This is a genomic window from Blastococcus brunescens (assembly GCF_035320885.1).
GTDB classification, from domain to species: domain Bacteria; phylum Actinomycetota; class Actinomycetes; order Mycobacteriales; family Geodermatophilaceae; genus Blastococcus_B; species Blastococcus_B brunescens.
Window position 1 is genome coordinate 4,236,947 of sequence record NZ_CP141261.1, and the last position, 19,777, is coordinate 4,256,723.

At 70.1% G+C, this 19,777-nt stretch carries 16 protein-coding genes and 3 pseudogenes; 3 read left to right on the forward strand and 16 right to left on the reverse strand.

What is annotated here, in order from left to right; translation table 11 throughout:
* Positions 1-609 precede the first annotated feature (609 nt).
* Positions 610-1,410: an SDR family NAD(P)-dependent oxidoreductase gene (locus U6N30_RS28535; protein WP_324274918.1), complete on the reverse strand. Its 801-nt coding sequence runs from the start codon at positions 1,408-1,410 to the stop codon at positions 610-612.
* A gap of 373 nt (positions 1,411-1,783) precedes the next feature.
* Between U6N30_RS28535 and U6N30_RS28540 the strand changes: the two genes are divergently transcribed.
* Positions 1,784-2,065 carry a hypothetical protein gene (locus U6N30_RS28540; RefSeq protein WP_324274919.1) on the forward strand — a complete coding sequence of 94 codons (282 nt, stop codon included), beginning with the start codon at positions 1,784-1,786 and terminating at the stop codon, positions 2,063-2,065.
* 480 nt (positions 2,066-2,545) lie between these two features.
* On the opposite strand, the gene U6N30_RS28545 is transcribed toward U6N30_RS28540, so the two are convergent.
* Genes U6N30_RS28545 through U6N30_RS28555 form a run of 3 tightly spaced genes read right to left on the reverse strand, consistent with a single transcriptional unit; the run spans position 2,546 to position 6,314 of the window.
* Entirely contained in the window at positions 2,546-4,921 is a 2,376-nt protein-coding gene (locus U6N30_RS28545; protein ID WP_324274920.1) for a xanthine dehydrogenase family protein molybdopterin-binding subunit, read from the reverse strand.
* A 23-nt stretch (positions 4,922-4,944) separates the two neighbouring features.
* Entirely contained in the window at positions 4,945-5,184 is a 240-nt protein-coding gene (locus U6N30_RS28550) for a (2Fe-2S)-binding protein (protein WP_324274921.1), read from the reverse strand.
* Positions 5,112-6,314: an FAD binding domain-containing protein gene (locus U6N30_RS28555; protein ID WP_324274922.1), complete on the reverse strand. Its 1,203-nt coding sequence runs from the start codon at positions 6,312-6,314 to the stop codon at positions 5,112-5,114. The genes U6N30_RS28550 and U6N30_RS28555 overlap by 73 nt, the downstream gene beginning before the upstream one ends.
* A gap of 417 nt (positions 6,315-6,731) precedes the next feature.
* Here U6N30_RS28555 and U6N30_RS28560 point away from each other — a divergent pair, with 417 nt between their 5' ends.
* Together U6N30_RS28560 and U6N30_RS28565 are read left to right on the forward strand one after the other, a co-directional pair.
* Positions 6,732-7,703: an AAA family ATPase gene (locus U6N30_RS28560; protein ID WP_324274923.1), complete on the forward strand. Its 972-nt coding sequence runs from the start codon at positions 6,732-6,734 to the stop codon at positions 7,701-7,703.
* A gap of 441 nt (positions 7,704-8,144) precedes the next feature.
* Positions 8,145-8,945: a vWA domain-containing protein gene (locus U6N30_RS28565; RefSeq protein WP_324274924.1), complete on the forward strand. Its 801-nt coding sequence runs from the start codon at positions 8,145-8,147 to the stop codon at positions 8,943-8,945.
* A gap of 241 nt (positions 8,946-9,186) precedes the next feature.
* Here the strand turns inward: U6N30_RS28565 and U6N30_RS28570 are convergent.
* The 12 genes and pseudogenes from U6N30_RS28570 to U6N30_RS34795 form a co-directional block, all read right to left on the reverse strand.
* Positions 9,187-9,919: pseudogene (locus U6N30_RS28570) on the reverse strand (ABC transporter ATP-binding protein).
* Complete coding sequence (locus U6N30_RS28580) at positions 9,909-11,222, reverse strand: branched-chain amino acid ABC transporter ATP-binding protein/permease (RefSeq protein WP_324278521.1); 1,314 nt, start codon at positions 11,220-11,222, stop codon at positions 9,909-9,911. The pseudogene U6N30_RS28570 and the gene U6N30_RS28580 overlap by 11 nt, the downstream one beginning before the upstream one ends.
* Before the next feature lie 38 nt (positions 11,223-11,260).
* Positions 11,261-11,512: pseudogene (locus tag U6N30_RS34790) on the reverse strand (ABC transporter permease subunit); the annotation flags it as partial.
* 184 nt (positions 11,513-11,696) lie between these two features.
* On the reverse strand, positions 11,697-12,107 hold the full coding sequence (locus U6N30_RS28585) for an ABC transporter permease subunit (protein ID WP_422677994.1): 411 nt from the start codon (positions 12,105-12,107) through the stop codon (positions 11,697-11,699).
* A gap of 17 nt (positions 12,108-12,124) precedes the next feature.
* Positions 12,125-12,559, reverse strand: coding sequence for a branched-chain amino acid ABC transporter permease (locus U6N30_RS28590; protein WP_324274926.1), 435 nt, complete (start codon positions 12,557-12,559; stop codon positions 12,125-12,127).
* Positions 12,560-12,719: 160 nt separating this feature from the next.
* A complete protein-coding gene (locus U6N30_RS28595; protein WP_324274927.1) occupies positions 12,720-13,877 on the reverse strand; it encodes an ABC transporter substrate-binding protein in 1,158 nt (385 codons plus the stop codon).
* A gap of 723 nt (positions 13,878-14,600) precedes the next feature.
* On the reverse strand, positions 14,601-15,239 hold the full coding sequence (locus tag U6N30_RS28600) for a TetR/AcrR family transcriptional regulator (RefSeq protein WP_324274928.1): 639 nt from the start codon (positions 15,237-15,239) through the stop codon (positions 14,601-14,603).
* Position 15,240: 1 nt separating this feature from the next.
* Positions 15,241-16,857 (reverse strand): class I adenylate-forming enzyme family protein, encoded by a 1,617-nt coding sequence (locus U6N30_RS28605; protein ID WP_324274929.1) that lies wholly within the window; start codon positions 16,855-16,857, stop codon positions 15,241-15,243.
* A complete protein-coding gene (locus U6N30_RS28610) occupies positions 16,854-17,741 on the reverse strand; it encodes an asparaginase (RefSeq protein WP_324274930.1) in 888 nt (295 codons plus the stop codon). Before U6N30_RS28610 ends, U6N30_RS28605 begins: the two co-directional genes overlap by 4 nt.
* Complete coding sequence (locus U6N30_RS28615) at positions 17,738-17,863, reverse strand: hypothetical protein (RefSeq protein WP_324274931.1); 126 nt, start codon at positions 17,861-17,863, stop codon at positions 17,738-17,740. Before U6N30_RS28615 ends, U6N30_RS28610 begins: the two co-directional genes overlap by 4 nt.
* On the reverse strand, positions 17,860-18,879 hold the full coding sequence (locus U6N30_RS28620) for a M24 family metallopeptidase (RefSeq protein ID WP_324274932.1): 1,020 nt from the start codon (positions 18,877-18,879) through the stop codon (positions 17,860-17,862). Before U6N30_RS28620 ends, U6N30_RS28615 begins: the two co-directional genes overlap by 4 nt.
* Positions 18,869-19,736, reverse strand: a pseudogene (locus tag U6N30_RS34795) (fumarylacetoacetate hydrolase family protein). Before U6N30_RS34795 ends, U6N30_RS28620 begins: the two are co-directional and overlap by 11 nt.
* Positions 19,737-19,777 lie beyond the last annotated feature (41 nt).

Below are 19,777 nucleotides of genomic sequence, written 5' to 3' on the forward strand. Positions count from 1 at the left end.
CGACTCCCGGCCAGTTGGCGGTGGCGCCTCGCAGGGTGCGGACCGCGGCGCGCGTCCGGGGTCGTTCACGACGCGGGAGCCGGGCAGCGGGAGGCCCCTCCGGATCGGCCGGCGTGGATCTCACACCCGCGCTCATGGCCATGCGTCGGAGTCCTCCCGGCTGTGGTCGCACGGAACTCTTGCTGCGTTCGCTCGAGCACGGCGCCCACCGACCGCAGCGCGACTTCCAGCCTACTTATGAACATTCAGTTGTCAATCCGCCCAGTGGGCGGTGGTCGCCCCTTTCGCGTGATGGGGCCGGAGCAGCGACCGAGCACATCGAGGTGGTCCTCCGCACCGGCAGGCCCGCTGCCGCCGCGCGGCTGTCGGCCGTGAGGTCACGCGCCACCTCGTCCACGGCCGCCGGCACATGGCCGTGCGCGCCACGGCTGACCAGCCGACGAGGGGATCCCGCATCGGCCGGCCTGGTGCCAGTCGCCGTCGTCATGTCCGGCTGTGGCATGCTCTCGCGGGCCGTCCCGCCGTGACCGTGAGCAGCGGTCGTGCGACGGCAGGGGCGCCAGCAGTTCGCATACAGGAGGCCCTCGACCACCGCTTCGATCGTCGATGTCAGACGTTGCGCACGCCGCCGTCGACGCTCACCGCCGTCCCGGTCACCCACCGGGCTCCCGGGGACACCAGGAAGGCCGCCGCGGTCGCGACGTCCTCAGGAAGGCCCAGCCGGCCGAGCATGATGTGCCGCTCGAGCTGGGCGACGTCCTCCGGTGACCGGCTCAGGTCGGCCCGCTCGGTGCTGATGTGCCCGACCAGGAGGGAATTGACCCGTACGGCCGGCGCCCACTCCAGCGCCATGGCCTCCGTGAGATTGGTGAGCGCCGCCTTGGCCGCTGAGTACGCACCGAACTGCTTCATCGGTGCCTTCACCACCACCGAGGAGATGTTCAGGATGGCCCCCTGCCCGCGCTCGAGCATGGCGGGCACCACGGCCCTGCTGCAGCGGAAGGCCGTGAGGACGTTCATCCGGAAGGCCCCCAGCAGGTCCTCTTCGGAGAGCTCGAGCAGCGGGCCGCGCCGGAAGTCGTCGCCGAAGCTGGCACCCGCGTTGTTCACCAGGACGTCGACCGGGCCGACCTCCTCGGCCGCGCGCGCGAAGGCGACGCGCACGTCCTCGGCGTCACGGACGTCGACGCGAATGCCGGTTGCCGAGCCGCCCGTCGCACGCAGCTCCACCACGGTCCGAGCGACGACGCCTTCGTCGCGCCCCGTCACCACCACGTGGCAGCCGAAGGCGGCCAGTCGGCTGGCGACGGCCCGGCCGATCCCCTTGGTGCTGCCGGTGACGACGGCGACCTTGCCACGGAGGCCCAGCGGGTCGGTCGCGGACGCGGTCCCCGCACGTTCGGCGCTCATCCGATCCCCGTCAGGTCGTCCCGGCGCAGCCCCATCGAAGATTCCCAGCGGCCCGATGAACCGGCAGATGTCTCCGGACGGTGCCTGCCGGACGCCCGCCTCCTCCGGCACCCGTCCCGTCTCGGAGATGTTCGCGGAACCGCCACGTCGCTCATCTGTGCGGGTCGCTGATCTCCACTCGCGTCTGCGTCAGGAATCGGGGGTGCTCGTGGCGAACGTCAGCGTGGCGCCGAAGGCAGCCCGTCGCGCACGCGTCATCCGGGCGGCCAGCGAGTCACCCCGGGTTCCGCGTGCAGTGCGTACGGTCCCGGCGCTCGCTTGTGAGTTCGCCGGGCGAAGGGGATGCTGCTCACTCCACTGCGAGAGGAGACCCGTGTACGCCCTCTGCCTCCAGCTCGACGTGACCTCTCTCGACGCCGATGCCGCTCGGCGGCTTCCTGACGACCTGCTGAGCCGCGCACCGGGACTGGACATCCGAGGCGAGATCTGGGTCACCGTCGACGGCGACGAGGCAGTCGGGTTCGTCCTGTTCGAGAGCGAGGACGCCGCCCGGACCGCCGCCGGCCACTTCGTGGTCGGCCAGCAGGTGGCGGCTCCCACGAGTGGCGCGACGATCAGGTCTGTGCGCGTGGGTGCCGTCGTCGCGCAGCGCTAGGACGCCGACTGTGACGAGCGCTGCCCCTGCGCTCGTCAGAGCAGCCGGCTCTCGTGGCCGCACGAGCAGGACACCGCAGCCCCCACGAGTCATCACTGAGCGCCGACCGGTGGAGGACCTGCCGTTGAGGGCACGGATCGCGAGGAGCAGCAGGCCGACCCGCGAGGGCGCCCGCGCGGTCTGCGTCCGCCCCGCCGGCGACGGCCAGGAGGTCGATCGGCTCATCGCTCTCGCGTGCCGGTCGGAGCGGTTGGGAGGGTTCCGCCGACGAATCGGACGGGACCTCCGGTCCCACCTCGGGGAACTCAGCCGTGGGGACTGGCCAGCGGACGGGCCACCGTCGTCTGCCGACGGAGACGAATCCGGCACGGCGCTGGCCTTTTCGCGCCGGGTACGCACGGTGCGATCCGCTCGATGTCGATCAGGAGTCGCCACGCCTCCTCCTGCGGGGCGGGGACATGGAGGTGTTCCGGAGCTCGATCATGTCCGATTCTCTCGATCGGCCGTCTCGAGAAGGCGGACGACGGCTTGTGGTGACAGCGGCAGCGACTCGACCACGACACCGAAGGGGGCCAGCGCATCGGCGACGGCATTGGCCACGGCAGCGGGTGTGGCGACCGCCCCGGACTCCGCCATGCCCTTGGCGCCGCCGATGCTGTTGGGAGACGGCGACTCGACGTGCACGACGTCGATGTCGGGTATTTCCGGAGCGGTGGGCAGCAGGTAGTCCATGAGGGTGCTGGTGATGACTTGCCCGTCCGAGCCGTAGAGCAGGTGCTCGAAGAGGGCGCCGCCGATGCCCTGGACGACTGCGCCGTGGACCTGTCCGTCGACGATCAGCGGATTGATCACCGTGCCGCAGTCCTCGGCAGCGACGACGTCACGCAGTCGCACCTCGCCCGTCTCTGGATCGACTTCCACCGTCACGGCGATGCAGCCGTTGCTGTACGACGCCTTGGGGTCGTAGAACCGCGTGCTCGTCAGCTGCGGTTCGGCCACGGTGCTGCGGAGTTCAGGGTTGAAGTGCGCCGCATGAGCGACATCACGGACGGTGACGGAGTGCTCGGGCGCCCCGACGACGCTGACCCTGCCGTCCTCCAGCCGGAGGTCGCCGGGGTCCACCTCCAGCATGGCGCCGGCGAGGTCGAGGATCGTGTCCTTCACATCAGACGCAGCCAGGGTGAGGGCTCCGCCGGTGACCACGGCCACGCGACTGGCCCGCGTACCGGCCATGCTGACCGGCGAGGTGGCGGTGTCGACCGGCAGCAGGTCGACGTCGTCGATGTCGACGGACAGCTGCTCGGCGACGACCTGGCAGAGGGCCGTGGCGTGGCCCTGACCCTGCGACGGTGTGCCCGCGGCGATCAGGACCTTGCCGGTGTGGTCCATCGAGACACGTGCGGAGTCGTGGGAGGGGAAGGAGGACGATCCCACCTGACGTGCGCCCTCGGTCCCGAACCCTCCCGGTTCGACATACGGGCTGACGCCGATCCCGAGATAGCGGCCCTCCGCCCGGGCGGTTCGCTGTTCCTTCCGGAAGTCCTCGTACCCGATGCGCTCCAGCACCGTCTGCATGCACTCCTGGTAGCTGCCGCTGTCGTAGACCATGCCGGTGCACGAGGTGTACGGGAAGGCGTCTGGCGGCACGAGGTTCTGCATCCGGAGATCAGCAGGGTCCCGGCCGATGAGCCTCGCCGCGCGCTCGACCACGAGCTCACGCGCGGTGTGTCCGGCAGTCATGCCCACGCCGCGATACGGCGCCACCGGCGACTTGTTCGTCACGACGGCGCTCATGTCGTACTCGTAGTGTGCGATCCGGTAGGGACCGGGCATGAGGCGAGACGACCAGAGCGGCTCGATCAGGGCACTTGCGCTGTTGTGCGAGTAGGCGCCGGCATCTCCGACGATGCGGGATCGGAGCCCGAGGAACGTGCCGTCGGCAGCCATCGCGAGCTCGACATCGATGACCTGTTCCTTGCCGTGTGGCGCGGCGACGAGGTTCTCGTAGCGGTCCTCCAGCCACCGCACCGGTCGCCCCACCCGGATGGCGGCCAGACACACCGCCGCCTCCTCCACCCGAATCGGAATCTTCTGCCCGAAGGCACCTCCGACGTCCGGCGCCTGGACGCGAACCCGGTGAGCTGGGAGTCCAGTCGCGTCCACGAGGCGGTTCCGCATGACGTGCGGTGACTGGGTGCCCGCCCACACCTGCAGCTCTTCCGACCCGCGGTCATAGCTCGCGACGATGCCGGCGCCCTCCATCGGGGCGGCCACGTACCGGTTGCCGTGGTAGCGGCCCGTCACCACATGGGCGGCCTCGGCGAAGGCGGTGGCAGGGTCGCCGTTCACCACGTGTTCGTGGAAGACCACGTTGGAGCCCAGCTCGGGGAAGAGTGGGTCCTCCGCCGAGACGGCAGCACGGTCGACGTCGACGTGAGCGATGAGCGACTCGTAGGACACGTCGACCAGCTCCGCGGCGTCCTCAGCGAGCGCGCGCGTCTCTGCGATCACGATGGCCACGGGCTCGCCGACGAAGCGGACACGTTCGGACGCGAGCACGGGTTGCGGCGTCTTCTTCAACGCCGGAGCCGTCGCGTAGTCCACGAAGGTCACCGGATCGATGTCGGCCGCGGCGAGGACGGCCACGACTCCGTCCGCGGCTCGGGCATCCGCCACGTCGATGGCCGAGATCAATGCGTGGGCCTGTGACGAGCGCACGAATGCGGCATGGCACATCCGCGGCAGGGTGATGTCGCCGACGTAGCGACCGGCCCCGGTGAGCAGGCGTCGGTCCTCCCGCCGCGGGATGCGGGCACCCACGACAGCGTGGTCGCGTCCACGCTGGACCCCGAGCATGGACTCGGCGGTCTGTCTCGGGGTCATTCCGGGTCACCTTCGACTCGGCGCTCCCAGGTCCGGTCGGCGGTCCGAGCGGCGTCCACGATGCCCTGGTACCCGGTACAGCGGCAGACGTTGCCGGAGATGGCCTCACGGATCTCGTCGTCCGCCAGACCGCGCCGCTCGCCGAGCACCTCGACGAGAGTCATCAGGAAGCCCGGAGTGCAGAACCCGCATTGCAGACCGTGGTGTTGCTGGAACGCCTCCTGCAGGGGATGCATCCCGTCGTCGCCGGCCAGACCCTCGACGGTCTCCACGCGAGATCCGTCGGCGCCGATGGCGAGAACGATGCACGAACGGACGCTCCGCCCGTCGAGCAGCACGGTGCAGGCGCCGCACACCCCTGCTCGCACCCCACATGGGTACCGGTCAGCCCGAGATGCTCGCGCAGGAAGTCGGCGAGACTCGTGCGCACCGGGACCGAGGATCGGTAGGGCGCTCCGTTCACCTCGATCTGTACGAGTCGTTCACTCTCCACCTGCTCCTCCTCGGGCGTGTCGACTCGCCGCTTGCAGTGCACGCGGCACGAGGGAACGGATGAGCCGCCGCCGGTAGGACGCGTCCGCGAACACATCCGACCCCGGCTCGCACGTCCTGGCGATGGTGTCGGCCACCGCGGCACACGCGTCGGCGTCCACGGGGAGCCGACCAGCGCGGCCGCCACCGTGCTGGCGTCGTACGGGACGCTGTCCACGCCGGTGCAGACCACACGGCCGGCAAGGCAGTTGCCGTCCTCGTCGAGGGTCACGACGGCACCCACACCGACGATCGCGAAGTCGCCGTGTCGCTGTGCGAACTCCAGCCAGGCATGGCCGGTGCGCGCGGGCCGACGGGGCAGCAGTACCTCGACGACCATCTCCTCGGGCTCGAGGACCGTGGTGAAGTACGTCTGGAACAAGGAAGCGGCAGGAATGGTGCGGTCCCCGTCCCGGCTCACCGCCCGCACCGAGCCGCCCAGCACGGTCAGGACCGCCGGCATCTCGGCCGAGGGATCGGCGTGCGCGATGCTGCCGGCAAGCGTTCCCCGGTTCCGGATCCCGATGTGGCCGACGGAGTGCAACGCCTCGACGACCATGGGCGCTGCCTCGACGAGGACTGTGGAACGCTCGGCCACACGCTGGCGGACGAGCGCGCCCAGGCGTACGTGCCCGTCATCGGCCTCGAGGTAGTCGAGCCCGGGGACACGATTGATGTCGACCAGCACCGACGGAACGGCCAGGCGCAGATTCAACAGCGGTCCCAGACTCTGCCCGCCCGCCAGGACCTTCGCCTCGTCGCCGTGCGCGTCGAGAAGGTCCAGGGTCTCGGCGAGTGTCGTCGGAGCAACGTACTCGAAGGGTGCCGGCTTCATGGACCTCCTCTCACCTGGCCGAGCGCGTGTCGACCGCGCCCTGTCTCATGGTCGGTCCTTGCGGCTCGGACCGCCGCGTGCGCGGCCGCCTGCGAACTGGCGATGCGGGCGAAGACCGAGTCGGAGGCCGGGCCGGCGCCACTGCCGTGCAAGCGATGTTCCGACCGCGCTGCGCTTCGTCGGCGCGCTCGACCACCCGGACCTCGGCGCCGCTCTCGCGGGCGGCGAGCGCGGCACACCGTGCAGCGTTGCCCGTGCCGCCGACGAGGTCCGTTCCGGTGATCTCGGGCACGCCCCACCTCGCGAGTCGATCATGGCCCTGGCCGCAGCCGGCCCAGGCTCGACAGAAAGGTATACGTCCGCATACATCGCTGTCCATACTGGTGCCGCACGCGCCTCCCGCTGCACTGGGCAGAGGTGTCCTGCACGCTGACGGGCAGGTGGTCCCGCCAGGAAGCATCGTTCCCGGGCATCGGATCGCAGACGTCCGGGTCGGACGAGGGGCACTCTGTGGAGACGGCAGGATTCGACACGGTGGACGCCGTCCTGGCTGCTCTCCAGGAGCGGAACTACATCGCCGACAGAGGCCTCGGCATGGCCGTCCACCTGGCATTGCGCCTGGGTCGCCCGCTGCTGCTGGAGGGCGACGCCGGGGTGGGCAAGACCGAGATGGCGAAGGTGCTCGCCGACCTCCGCGGTGTCCCCCTCATTCGACTGCAGTGCTACGAGGGCATCGACGCCAGCCAGGCCCTCTACGAATGGGATTATCCGCGCCAGCTCCTGCACCTGCGCATGGTCGAGGCATCCGCGCACGCCGGGGAGCCGGTCGCCCCGGACCTGTACACCGAGCAGTTCCTTCTCGAGCGCCCGCTCCTCAAGGCCATCCGGGCCGGCTCCCGGGGCGTCCTGCTCATCGACGAGATCGACCGCGCCGACGATGAGTTCGAGGCGTTCCTCCTGGAGATCCTCGCGGACTTCCAGGTCTCCATCCCCGAGTTCGGCACCGTCGCCGCTGAGGAACCACCCGTGGTGATCCTCACGTCGAACCGCACGCGGGAGATCCACGAGGCGCTGCGCCGGCGCTGCCTCTACTACTGGATCGAGCACCCGAGCGTGGACCGCCTACGCCGCATCATCCGGATGCGGGCCCCCGAGGTGGACGCGCAGCTGACCCGCCGTGTCGCCGAGACCGTCGCCAGGCTGCGTGCCATGGACCTCTTCAAGCCGCCGGCCGTAGCCGAGTCGATCGAGTGGGCGCGGGCCTTGGACCTGCTCGGCGTCGACGACATCGACCTCGCCACCGCTCAGGACACCCTCACCACCATCGTCAAGGAGCGCGAGGACGTCGTACGGGTGAGGTCGGCCCTGCGGGACGTCCTCGGTGCGTGATCCGGAGCCGCTGACCGACCTGCGAGACGAGGTCGCCGCACTCTGCCACCAGCTGCGCGGCTCCGGCCTGGAGGTGGGCGCACACCAGGCGATCACGCTGGTGGCCTCGCTGCGGGAGCTCGGTCCGCACGCGACCGTCGGGGACCTCTACTGGGCCGGGCGCACGACGGTCGTCGTCCACCACGAGCACCTACCGGCCTACGACCGCGGCTTCGCTGCCTGGTTGTCCAGTCACGCGTCCGACTCCGGCGACACCGTGCCCGACGGCACGCCATCCGAGGACGCCGTACCGTCCGGGGCCCGCGAGTCGCCGCCGGGCGGGCACGCCGGGGCTCCCGGCCGGACGCCGTCGCCCGGACCCGCCGGTCAGGCGGGGGCGCGGACTCGGACGACTCCGCCGAGCACCAGGCCAGCAGACGCGTCGACCAGCCTTCCGGCGAAGTGGACGGCGAGGCCGACGACAGCCTGGCCGGCGCGATCGCCTCCGCGGTGGAGGCGCTGCGCCGGCGCCGGTTCAGCGAGGCGACCGAGGACGAGCTGCAGGCCATCCGTGACCTCATGGGGAACATCGTGGTCGCGGTTCCGCACCGGCTGTCACGGCGCACGCGGCCGGCCCGCCGGGGACCGATCACCGATCTTCGCGGCTCGGTGCGCGCGGCCATCCAGACCGACGGCGAGCTCCTGCGGCGCCCGCGCCGACGACGGAAGGTGCGACCCCGGAGGCTGGTCCTGATCTTGGACGTGTCCGGCTCGATGGCCGGGTATTCACGCGCCCTGCTCCACTTCGCCTACGCGGCGCGGTTCAACACCGCGGACGTCGAGGTCTTCGCATTCGGCACCCGTCTCACCCACCTCACCGACGAGCTGGCCGATCGCGATGTGGACCGGGCGCTCGCGGCCGCGGCCGAACGTGTCGTGGACTGGGACGGGGGCACGTTGATCGGCCGGTCGCTGGCCACGCTGAACCGCTCGTACGGGCGGCGCGGGATGCTCCGCGGCGCAGTCGTGGTCATCTGCTCGGACGGACTCGATCGCGGTGATCCCCAAGAGATCCGCGACGAGATGGCCCGCACCGCCCGCTACGCCTACCGGCTGGTGTGGGTGAACCCGCTCAAGGGCGACAGCCGCTACCAGCCGCTGGCCCGCGGCATGGCGGCCGCGCTCCCCCACCTCGACCGATTCGTGAGCGGCCACAACTTGGCAAGCCTGGACGAGCTGGCCGACATCCTGCGCTGCCTGTGATCCCTACGCCCGTCACGATCGGGGCTCCAACACCACCCGATGGTTCGCAGTTCCCGACTCGACGACCTGCATCGCCGCGCGCCACCACTCGAGCGGGCACGTCCGGCTCGGCAGCGATGGCACCCGTCCCTCCTCCACGCAGAAGAAGAGCGGCCGGCACCCCTCGCATGCCGATTCCGGACACCACGATCGATGCTTCCCTCCCAACGACTGCCGGCCACACGGCTCGTGGAAGGAGCGATCAGGACGGTCGGTTGGTGGTCGCGGCGTCTCCGCCTGCAAACCCCAGAGCCCGGAGGACCGGAGCCGGGTTGCCGCGCACGTCGGCCGAAGAGAAGGACTCCACGAACTGCCCCCGCACCATGATGTGCAGACTGTCGACGAGATCCAGGACGAAGCGCAGCTTCTGTTCCACCACCACCACGGCAGTCCCACGGCGGCGCAGTTCGTGCACCGTCTCGACCACGAGGGCCAGGTGGTGCTGGTCGAGCCCTTCACTGGGCTCGTCCATCATCACCAAGCGACCGTTGCCCACGAGGGCGCGACCGAGCGCGAGCATCTGGCGCTGGCCCCCGCTCATCAAACCCGCCTGCTGGTTCCATCGCTCCCCCAGGATGGGCAGGCGCTGGCAGACCTCGTCCACGGTCCACGGCTCGGCGCCGCGCTGCTGGTAGCTGACCCGCAGGGTCTCACCCACTGTCAGCGACCCGAACACGCGTCGTCCTTGCGGAACGAGGGTGACACCGCGTCGCGCGATCTTCTCCGGCGGGGAACCGGAGATCCCGCGCCCGTCGAAGCGGATCTCCCCGGCGAGGGCGCAGGAAGCCCATGACCGTGTGCACGAGCGTCGTCTTCCCCATGCCGTTGCGGCCGAGGATTCCGACCTGCTCGCCCTCCTGGACGGCGATCGACGCGCCGTTCAGCGCCTGGCTGTCGCCGTAGAACGTGTCGACATCGCGGACCTCAAGCAGCATCGTCGTGCTCTCCCAGATACGTCTCGATGACGACCGGCGACGACCGGATCGCGTCCGGAGGCCCTTCCTCGAGCACCTTGCCGTCGGCCAGTACGGTCACGACCTCACCGAGGGTGAAAGCGACATCCATGTCGTGCTCGATCACGAGCAGGGAGAGCGACTCGGGAAGCGCCGCAGCCACGTCGGTGAGCATGGCGGCGTCCCTCTTGGAGAGCCCGGCCGTCGGCTCGTCCAGGAGCAGGACCTTCGGATCGCTCGCCAGGGCCATCACGATCTCGAGGACCCGCTGCTGACCATAGGCGAGCTCCGACACGGTCCGGTCCCGGACGGACCAGAGTTCCCATCGCCGCAGCAGTTCCTCGGTCCTGTCGCTGACGCCCGGAATGGTGACCAGGGGCCGCCAGAACGTGATGCGCGTCGAGGACTTCACCGCCGCGGTTGCCAGCAGGACGTTCTCGCGCACGGAGAGGTCGGACAGCAGGTTGGTGATCTGGAAGGTCCGCGCCAGGCCTTTGCGGGCGCGGGCCTGGACGGACGTCCGCCTCATCTCCTCGCCGAACAGGGACACTCGCCCCGTGGTCGGCCTGAGGCTGCCGGAGAGGACGTTGAACAAGGTTGTCTTCCCGGCGCCGTTCGGACCGATCAGAGCCCGGCGTTGACCTGCTGGCACGGAGAGGCTGACACCGTCCAGGGCCGTCACTCCGCGGAAGTTGACCCGGATGTCCTCGACCTCGATCGCCGGCTCAACCACGAGGGCTCCCCGCCGCCTGGGACTCGCGCGCCGGGAGTGCGTCGCCGGTCTCCCCGCCATCGACTCGTCAGGTCGCGAGCGTCGCCTGAACCAACGGTTCACACCCAGGATGCCCTCGGGCAGCAGCAGGATGGTGAGGATGTAGAGGAGCCCGAGGACCGCGGTCCAGCGATCGGTGTACTCGGCGAGCACCGTCTCGGCCGCGATGAGCACCCCGATGCCCAGGGCCGGTCCGAGGAAGTGCCGGGCACCGCCGACGATGGCCGCCAGCAAGATCGTGGCGCTGGTGGTCCAGTCGAGCATCTCCACGCCGACGAACTGTTGCTGATAGGCGAAGAGTGCTCCGGTGAGCGCCGATGCCACGCCGGAGATCAGGAAAGCGCTCACCTTGTAGGCACCGATGTTGTATCCGAGCGCGGCCATGCGCGTGGGGCTCGCGCGCATGCCGTCGATCGCCCGGCCCACCGGAGACCTCGTGACCCACCACAGGAGTGCGACGATGATGAGGCAGACGGTGAGCGCGAAGTAGTGGAAGGTGTCGCGGTCGTCCACCGGCAAGGGATGGTGCCCCGGTCGACTCCGCTGATCCCCGTGTCGCCCCGGGTGACGTCGACCATCTGAAAGGCCAGCCCCCAGATGGCCTGAGCGAGCGCCAGGGTCATGAGGAGCAGATAGATACCGTCCAGACGCTGGCTGAGCAGGCCGAACACGAGCCCGAGCACCGCACCGCCCAGCAGGACCACCAAGAGGATCGTCCCGAAGCCCCAGTCCCAGCGCGTGAGCCCGAGAGCCACGACGTAGCCGCCCGTCCCGAAGAACGCCGCGTGGCCGAGAGACGGCATCCCCCGAGCCCGAAGACGATGCCGAAGGCCACTGCGAAGGTCCCCATGATGACGATCCGGGTCGCCGCCGACACGTAGTACGTCGCCAAGAACGTCGGCGCCGCGACGAGCAGGACCAGGGCGACCACACCGAGTGCCAGGGCAAACGGATGGGACCGGACGTACCGAAGGACGTGCTCCCCCATCAGGCAACCTTTCCGAACAGGCCTCGCGGCCGGAAGGCCAGGAGCAGTGCCACCGGCGCGAAGATGGTGAAGAACGCCAACTCGGGAAACAGGGCTCTGCCGAACTCGTCCACCAGCCCGACCAGCGCCGCCGCCAACAGTGCGCCGTTGACCGACCCCAACCCTCCGACGACGACCACGACCAGGGCCAGGATGAGGATCTGGAACTCCTCACCCGGGGCGAGGCCGGTGAAAGCGCCGCCCCACACACCCGCGAAGGCGGCGAGGACCGCCCCGAACGCGAACATGACCATGAAGATGAGCGGCACACGGATACCGATGGCTCTCGCCATCTCCTGGTCGTCCACCGCGGCGCGGATGACCGCACCGGTGCGAGTTCGGTTCACGAGGAGCCAGAGGCCGGCCCACACCAGCAGAGCGATGACGATCAGGCCGAGGCGGAACCACGGGAACGTGATCCCTGCGACCGTGAAGCTCCCTGCAGGCCCGGTGGACGTGGCGGCGTCGCAGGCGCGCCGCCGTAGTGACCGAGGACGAGATCCGAGATCAGGAAGGCCAAGCCGATCGTCATGATGATCTGTGGCAGCTCCCGCCCGATGAACCTGTGCAGCAGCAGCCGCTCGAAGATCAGCCCCAGCAGGCCGACCGCCACGAGCGCGGCCCCGAGGCCGAGCCAGTAGCTGTCGGTGCGCCGCAGGACATCCAGTGCGATGTAGCCGCCCAGCAGGTAGAAGGCGCCGTGCGCGAGGTTCAACGTGCGCATGAGCCCGAACGTCAGCGTCAGTCCGCTGGCGACCAGGAACAGCAGTGCGCCGAACGACAGCCCGTTGAGCCCGCGCGCCAGGATCTCGGTGACATCCACCGCGGCACCTCCTCCCGTGATCTGCTGGTGAGTTGCCTTCGGCGTTACTGCGCCCAGGTGCCCTTGAGGTCGACGTACGTCTCGTTCTCCAAGTAGTCCTCGGGCTCGTACGTCCAGAACTGGTTGACCTCGTCGTCGATGGTCTCGACGGTCTGGTTCATCAGCTCGTCGTCCGCCCCCGGCGCCATCTCCCGCAGGGACACCGGGAAGATCGCCTGCCCGTACTCGTCGAACGCGAGCGTTCCCCGGGGGCGTCGTCCAACGTCACGTCCGCCATCGCGTCGATGAGGGACTCGTAGCTGAGCTCGTCGATGTCCGCCAAGGCGGCCTCCAGCACCATGGCCGCGACGTAGGTGGCCTCCGCGTACGCGCCTGCCGTCTGTCCGTAGGCCTCGCGGAATCCCTCCTGGAACTCCTGGTTGGCAGGGGTGTCGGCACCCTCGGAGTAGTAGTGGACGCTCTGGATGCCGGTCGCCAACTCGCGCTGGGCCTGCTCCGGCAGGGTCGAGGGATCGGTGCCGAAGCCGTTGGCCAGCATCGGGATGTCGGTCAGGCCGAAGTCCCGGTAGGCCTGCAGCAGCTTCACGGCGTCGGAGCCGGACGTCGTCTGCACGATGACGTCGACATTCTCGTCGATGTTCTGGACCACGGGTCCCCAGTCGGCGGTGCCGAGCGGCGAGTAGATCTCCTGGACGACCTCGCAACCGGCGTCCTCGAACGCGCGCGCGAACCCGCCGTTCGACTCGTAGCCGAACGCGTAGTCCAGGCTCACCATCGCCGCCGTCTCGTAGCCTAGGACCTCACAGGCGTACGTACCCGCCGGCAGCATGATCTGGGAGGCCGCGGTGCTGGTGCGGAAGATGTTCGGTGTGTGGTCGCGCTGGGTCAGGTCGTCCGCCGCCGTGGCGGTGAAGATCGTGGGCACGCCCGACTCGGCCAGGTACGGGGCGATCGCGTAGGCGACGGCGCTGCTGATCACGCCGACGATGACGTCGACCTCGTCGCGCTCGACCAGCCGCTGCACGTTCTCCCGGGCGACCGCCGGGTCGTTGGCCGTGTCGGCGGTCACGATCTCGACCTCGTAGCCGGACAGCATGCCGTCGTTGACGTTCTCGACGTAGTGCCGGAAGCCCTGTTCCTGCGCATCGGCGTTCCCCGCGAACGGCCCTACCTCGGGCAGGAACAGCCCTACCTTCAGCGTCTCCTCACTCCCGCCGCCGCCACCACCGCCATCGCCACCGTCGTCGCCGCAGCCGGCTGCGAGGAGTGCGCTGACGAGGAGGGCCGCCGTGGCGTGCCGCTTGCCGAACCGATGCATGGAAGTCCCCTGTCGAAGTCGGCACCGGATAAGCCGGGGCACGGTCCGTTTGGGACAGCGAGGCATTCTCGCCACCCACTCGGGATGTGGACATCTGTATACACAGCCCCGTGCGGACGGTCAATGAACGGTTATAGACTTGTTGCCTCGCCATCGAGGACGGCGCGAGGCGCCGATGAGCCGCCCTCGTCGCGTGACCATGTCCGACACCTGCGGCTTCACGGTCGGATGATCCCCAGGTACTCCACCAGCTTCTCCATCCCCGGGTCGACACCGCGCAGCTAGCGGGTCGCGACCACGGTGACCGACCCCCGCCCCGCTCATCGGCTGCGCTCCGCTGCACGTCGGAGAAGTAGTACCCGGGGCGGAAGTCGGGGATCGAGGAGGCCCTGACTGTCGGCGTGGTTCGACGTCGCGGTGTCGGCAGCCTTGCCGGCGTTGGTCCACTCGACCCTGCGCTCGCCGCAGTCGCGCCGCAGACCACGTCGGCCTCCGCCGACATCGACGTGTTGACGAACCTGATCAGCATCTGATGCGGCGGGGCAGGCCTGTCTGGGCCAGGTGCTCGCGTCGGAAGGTGGCAGGGTCGATCTGCTCCGAGCGGGTCATCAGCGCCGAGCGACCGTGATGACCGACGCGTCGAGCGCCGAGGAGGCTGACCCACACCGGCGTGCCGACCGGCCACGGGCGGAGTTCCTCGGAGCCGAGCCTTCCGCCTGCGGGTCAGATCCGGACGCCGGCCATCCGCAGGGCGGAATCGGCGATTCCGCTCGCGACGTACTCCGGGCTGTAGGGCCCATCTGGCTGGTACCAGGTGGCCACCGAGGAGCACAAGGTCAGGATGGACAACGTGCACAGCTTGACGTCGTGAACGTCGAACTCCTTCTCGTCCACCCCGCGCTGGATCACTCCGCCCCAGGCCATGCGGACGTCGCGCATGAGCTGAGAGACGACCTCCAGGTTGCCGTGGGAGAGTCCCTTCACGCCCTGGATGCCGACGAACGCAGCCATCGGGTCCTTGAGGTCGCTGAGCACCAAGTTCTCCGCCAAGGCGCGCAGCTGCGCGCTCGGCCGGTCGTCTCGCTTCACCACGTGGATCGTGTGCTCGTGCAGCTTCGAGAGCTGGTGGTGGAGGACGTCGAAGAGGATGGCTTCCTTGCTCGAGAAGTAGTTGTAAAGATTGGCTGGAACCATGTCGAGGGCGTGCGCGAGCTGCTTCATGCTCGTCCCGGCGAATCCCTGCCGGGTGAACAGCTGTACCGCGGCGAGCCTGATTCGTTCGCGCTGGGGGCTCGGTGCCTCCACGGAGACGCCGCCCTCGGCAGCCAGGGCGGTCGCGGACCCCGTGTTCATCTCAGCCATGTTACAGCTCCACCCCTACGGCGAGGTTTCTCCCGGAAGTAGCCCAGCTGCTCCTCGAGCAGCCGCTTGAGCACCTTGCCCGACGAACCGCGCGGCAGACGCTCGGTCTGCACGACCAGGCGTTCGGGGAGGGAGTGCGCGGGCAGCCGCGCACCCAGCAGGTCGCGGAGCTCCCCAGGTCGTAGGCGCGGTCGGTGACGACGACCGCGCCCACCCGGGCGCCCAGGTCGTCGTCGGGGACCCCGACAACGCCGGCCTCCCGGATGCCGGGCAGGTCCAGCAGCGCATCCTCCACAGCCGTGGAGTAGATCTTCTCACCGCCGCGGTTGATCACGTCGTCCTTCCGGTCGTGCAGGTACACCGCGCCGTCCGGGCCGATGTGCGCCACGTCGCCCGAGCGCACCCAGCCGGTGCCGAACACCTCCTCGGTGAGCTCCGGGCGCCGCCAGTACCCGCGGGCCATGTTGGGCCCGCGCAGGTAGAGATCGCCCCGCCCGCTGTCGTCGGCATCGCGGATCTCGCACTCCACGCCCGCCACCGGGAAGCCGACGCTGCCGGCGTACGCCTCGATGTGCTCGTCAGGGAGGAAGAGCGCGACGTTGCTGATCTCCGTCATACCGAAGGCGTTGCCCAGGCGGACCCACGGCAGCTCCTCCCGGAGTTCGCGAACCAGGGAGCTCGGGGTCACTGCCGCCCCGAAGTGCACGTCGCGCAGGCAGCGCAGCACCGACCGGTCGCCCGCCGTGTGCTCGAGGAGCCGCTTGTAGACGACCGGCACCGCGAACATCAGTTCGGGCTCCCACGCCTCCAGCATCTTCACCACGTTCGGTGGGCCCGATCCGCCGGCGATGACCGCGGTCCCGCCGAGGGCGAGCGTCGGCAACAGCTGCGTGTTGCAGCCCGCCGAGTGCGCCAGCGATATCGCGATCAGGTTGCGGAACGGCGCGTCCGCCAGCTCGGCACCCAGGTAGTCCCGCGTGATCGCCCGGTAGGCGGCCACGTTGGCATGGGTGATCATCACGCCCTTCGGCGTCCCGGTCGTGCCACTGGTGTAGAGCAGCACCGCAAGATCGTCGGGTGCCGGCCGGTGCCGCACCGGCTCGGCGGGCCGGGGCAGCACGTCGGTGATGCTCGTGCGTGCCCCGGCGTCCTCCCGGATGAACGCTCGGTGCTCGGCGGACGTCCGCTGGTCCAGCGGCACCACGACCGCCCCCGCCAGGGCAGCGCCGAGGAAGGCCTGCACCCAGCGCGACCCGTTGGGCAGGTCCACGCACACGCGGCTGCCCGGGACGCACCCGTCGCGGCGCAGGCCACCCGCGACGTCCAGGGCGCGGTCCCACAGTTCCCGGTAGCTCATCGAGCCCTCCGGGTCGGCGACGGCGACCCGGTCGCCGTACCGGTCGACGTTCTGCTCGATCTGGTCGAGCAGCGAGATGAACGCCCCTGCGCCGGCACTGCTGGCCCGTCGCTCACCGGAGACCCCTGTCCGGCTTCGTTCGGACCCAGGGACGTCCGCGGCAGCGCACTCCTCCACCCGGTCGGCGCTCATGCTCGCACGCACGTCGCCGCCCTGGCCGAGCGCCCAGCTCAGCTGCACCAGCGCGGTCGAGCTCGTCAACGTCCCGGCAGGGATGACCTGGGGATGTCGGTGAGACGCCGGTCCGAGGCGTACATGCCCAGCCGTTCGTGATCCGTCGAGACCTGCGAGCAGACCACGACGGGGCCGTCGAACGCGGCGAGCGCGTCGAGCGCTGCGCGGGGCACGTGCCCGGCGCCGAATCCCTCGACGACCACGCCGTGCAGGCCTGCGAGCAGCCGGCGCATCCGATCGCCGGTGGTCATCGGACTCACCTTCACCACGTCGACGTGCGGACTGAAGGCGCACTCGCCGTCGGGCAGCGTCGCCGCGGTGCGTCGCGGCGCGTCACGGTCCAACCGCACCTCGTCATCGGCCACCCGCCCCCAGAGCGGTGCACCCACGCTCTCGAACGCCGCCGCCTCGCTGGTACGGCGCTTGACCGCCCGGGTGCCTCTCAGGATGTCGGCAGTGGCGCCGTCGTCCGGGGAGGTGAAGACGACCGCGACCCCGCGCAGGGGCGAGGTGGCGACCAGGAAAGCGCTGTGCAGATTGGACTCGGCGTCGGAATCGTCGTCGCTGCCAGGTCTCATCGAGCCGGTCAGGACGACGGGCACGCCGATACCGGGCAGCGCCAGTGCGAGCGCGGCCGCTGTGTGGGCAAGCGTGTCGGTGCCGTGCAGCACCACCACACCATCCGCGCCGCGGCGCACCGCGCGAGCGACCTCGCGGGCCAACTGCTCCCACTCGGCCGGCCCGATGTCCGGGCTGTCGCGCTGCATGGCACGCACCAGCTCGAGCTCGATGCCGGCCGGGCAGACGCGCTGGACCAGCGCGGCGGTGGCATCGGCAGCCGGCGCTGCGACACCGCCGCTGCTGCGCTGGCCGATCGTCCCACCGGTCAGCAGCACCGTGACGCCGCTCATGGCCTCTCGGTGAGCAACGGGTCGTCGGGCCGGTGGGTCAACGCCTCGAACCCCTCCTCGCCGACCAGGACGGTAGTGCCGCAGCAGACCAGGTAGGGCTCGGTGACCAGCGTCTGGATCAACAGCGGAGTGCCGACCTGAAGCTGCGCGTCGTTGCCCGCGACGAGGTCCAGACCGAACGTCGTGAGGCCCATCGATCCCCCGCCCGTCGGAAGTAGGGCGTGCCGGTCTCCTGCTCGTAGATCCGGCTGGCCGCGGCGAACACGTCGCCCGCCCGCGCGCCCGGCCGGACCGCCGCGCGCGCCGCGTCGTGCAGACTGTGCACCAGGTCCTGGACCGCGGCGAAACCGTCCGGCGCGTTCCCGACGGGCACCGTGGCCTGGGCGCAGGCGATGTAGTGGTTGTCCACGCCCATCACCTCGACCGTCGCCACGTCGCCCGAAGCGAGCGTCCGGTCGAGGCGGGTGTCGTGCATGAGCCCGCCGTGGGGGCCGCTCCACAGCGCCACGAACGACTTCTCGAAATCGGTCTGCCCCGCGGCGTACATCGCCGCCTGCACCTGGCCGACGACGTCGGCGGCCGCCACTCCCGGGCCGCTCGCCGCCAGGCCCGTGCGCAGGCCGGCCGCACTGACCTGAGCGGCCCGGCGCATGCTGGCGATCTCGGGCGTGCCGAGGATCAGCGAATGGGCCTCGATCAATCCGGACACGTCGACGGGGAGCACTCCCGATCCCGACTCGTCCAGCCGGTCCAGGAGCCGCTGCAGCCGGTACGCGCTGATCCGCTGGAGCTCCACCCCGACCGGCGCTCCCGGCCCCCGGACGATCTCGGCCATCCGCTCCGCGAGCAGGGCGAACGGGTCCTCGGCGTCGTCGTAGACCAGCCGATCCACCGACACCATCGCCTCCGACGTCCGGCGCTCCAGCGATCGCACCAGCATGCTCGGTTCGCCCTCCGCCGGGAGAAGCAGCGCGTGCAGCTTCGCGGTCGCCGCAGCGATGCCCGCGGCCCGGTAGCCGGTCAGGAAGAAGATGTTCTCGGGTCGGGTGATCACCGCCGCCTCCAGGCCACGGCTCACCAACTCCTCGCGGGCCCGCTCGAGCCGCTCGACATACGCTGCAGAGCCCTCACTGGTCATGGCGTGCCTCCTCGCTTGGCAGGATCAGGTCATCGGTTGGTCGTCGGCGGCCGCACGTCGCGCCCGGCGAGGCGCATGCGGACCGGTCCGTCACGTCATCCCCGAGCCAGGATCGGCGTGCGGAGCTCGCCGATCGCGGGGACCGACACGACGACCTCGTCGCCCGGGCGCAGGTACCGGCCGTCGGCCATACCCACCCCGCAGGGGTGCCACCGGCCACGATGTCCCCTGGCTCGAGGGTCACCACGCTGGACAGGTCGGCGATCAGCCGGGAGAAGCCGTTGATCATCAGGGCGGTCGAGGCGCTCTGCCGCACCTCGCCGTTCACGCGAGTGGTGAGCGTGAGGTTCTGTGGGTCGCCGATCTCGTCGGCGGTGACGATGCACGGACCGCAGGGGCATGCCCGTCGGCGGCCTTGCCGAGGAACCACTGCTCCCGCTCGCGCTGCAGGGCACGGTTGGAAACGTCGTCGATCAACGTGTAGCCGAACACGGCGTCGAGCGACGCGGCCTCGCTCAGGCCGCTGCACCGGCGGCCGATCACCGCGGCCACCTCCCTTCGAAGTCGACCTCGTCCTGCCCCTCGGCCACCGTCACCGGCACACCGTTGCCGGCGAGGCTCGTGGACGGCTTGGTGAACCAGCAGGGCCCGACGGTGGGTCCGTCGGACGCCCGCACGGTCGTGCTCTCGCTGAGGTGGGCGTGGTAGTTCACGCCGACGCAGAAGATGTTCTTGGGCGTGCGCAGGATCGGCGGCCGCCACACCACGTCGCCGGCCCCCAGCGCCTCGCCCACGCGCAGCGCCTCGACCTCGGCGGGGGTCAGCGGGCGCTCGATCAGGGGAGCACGTCCCGGCATGACTCCCGGCCCGGCAGCGCGGCCACCGGCAGAACGCGGTC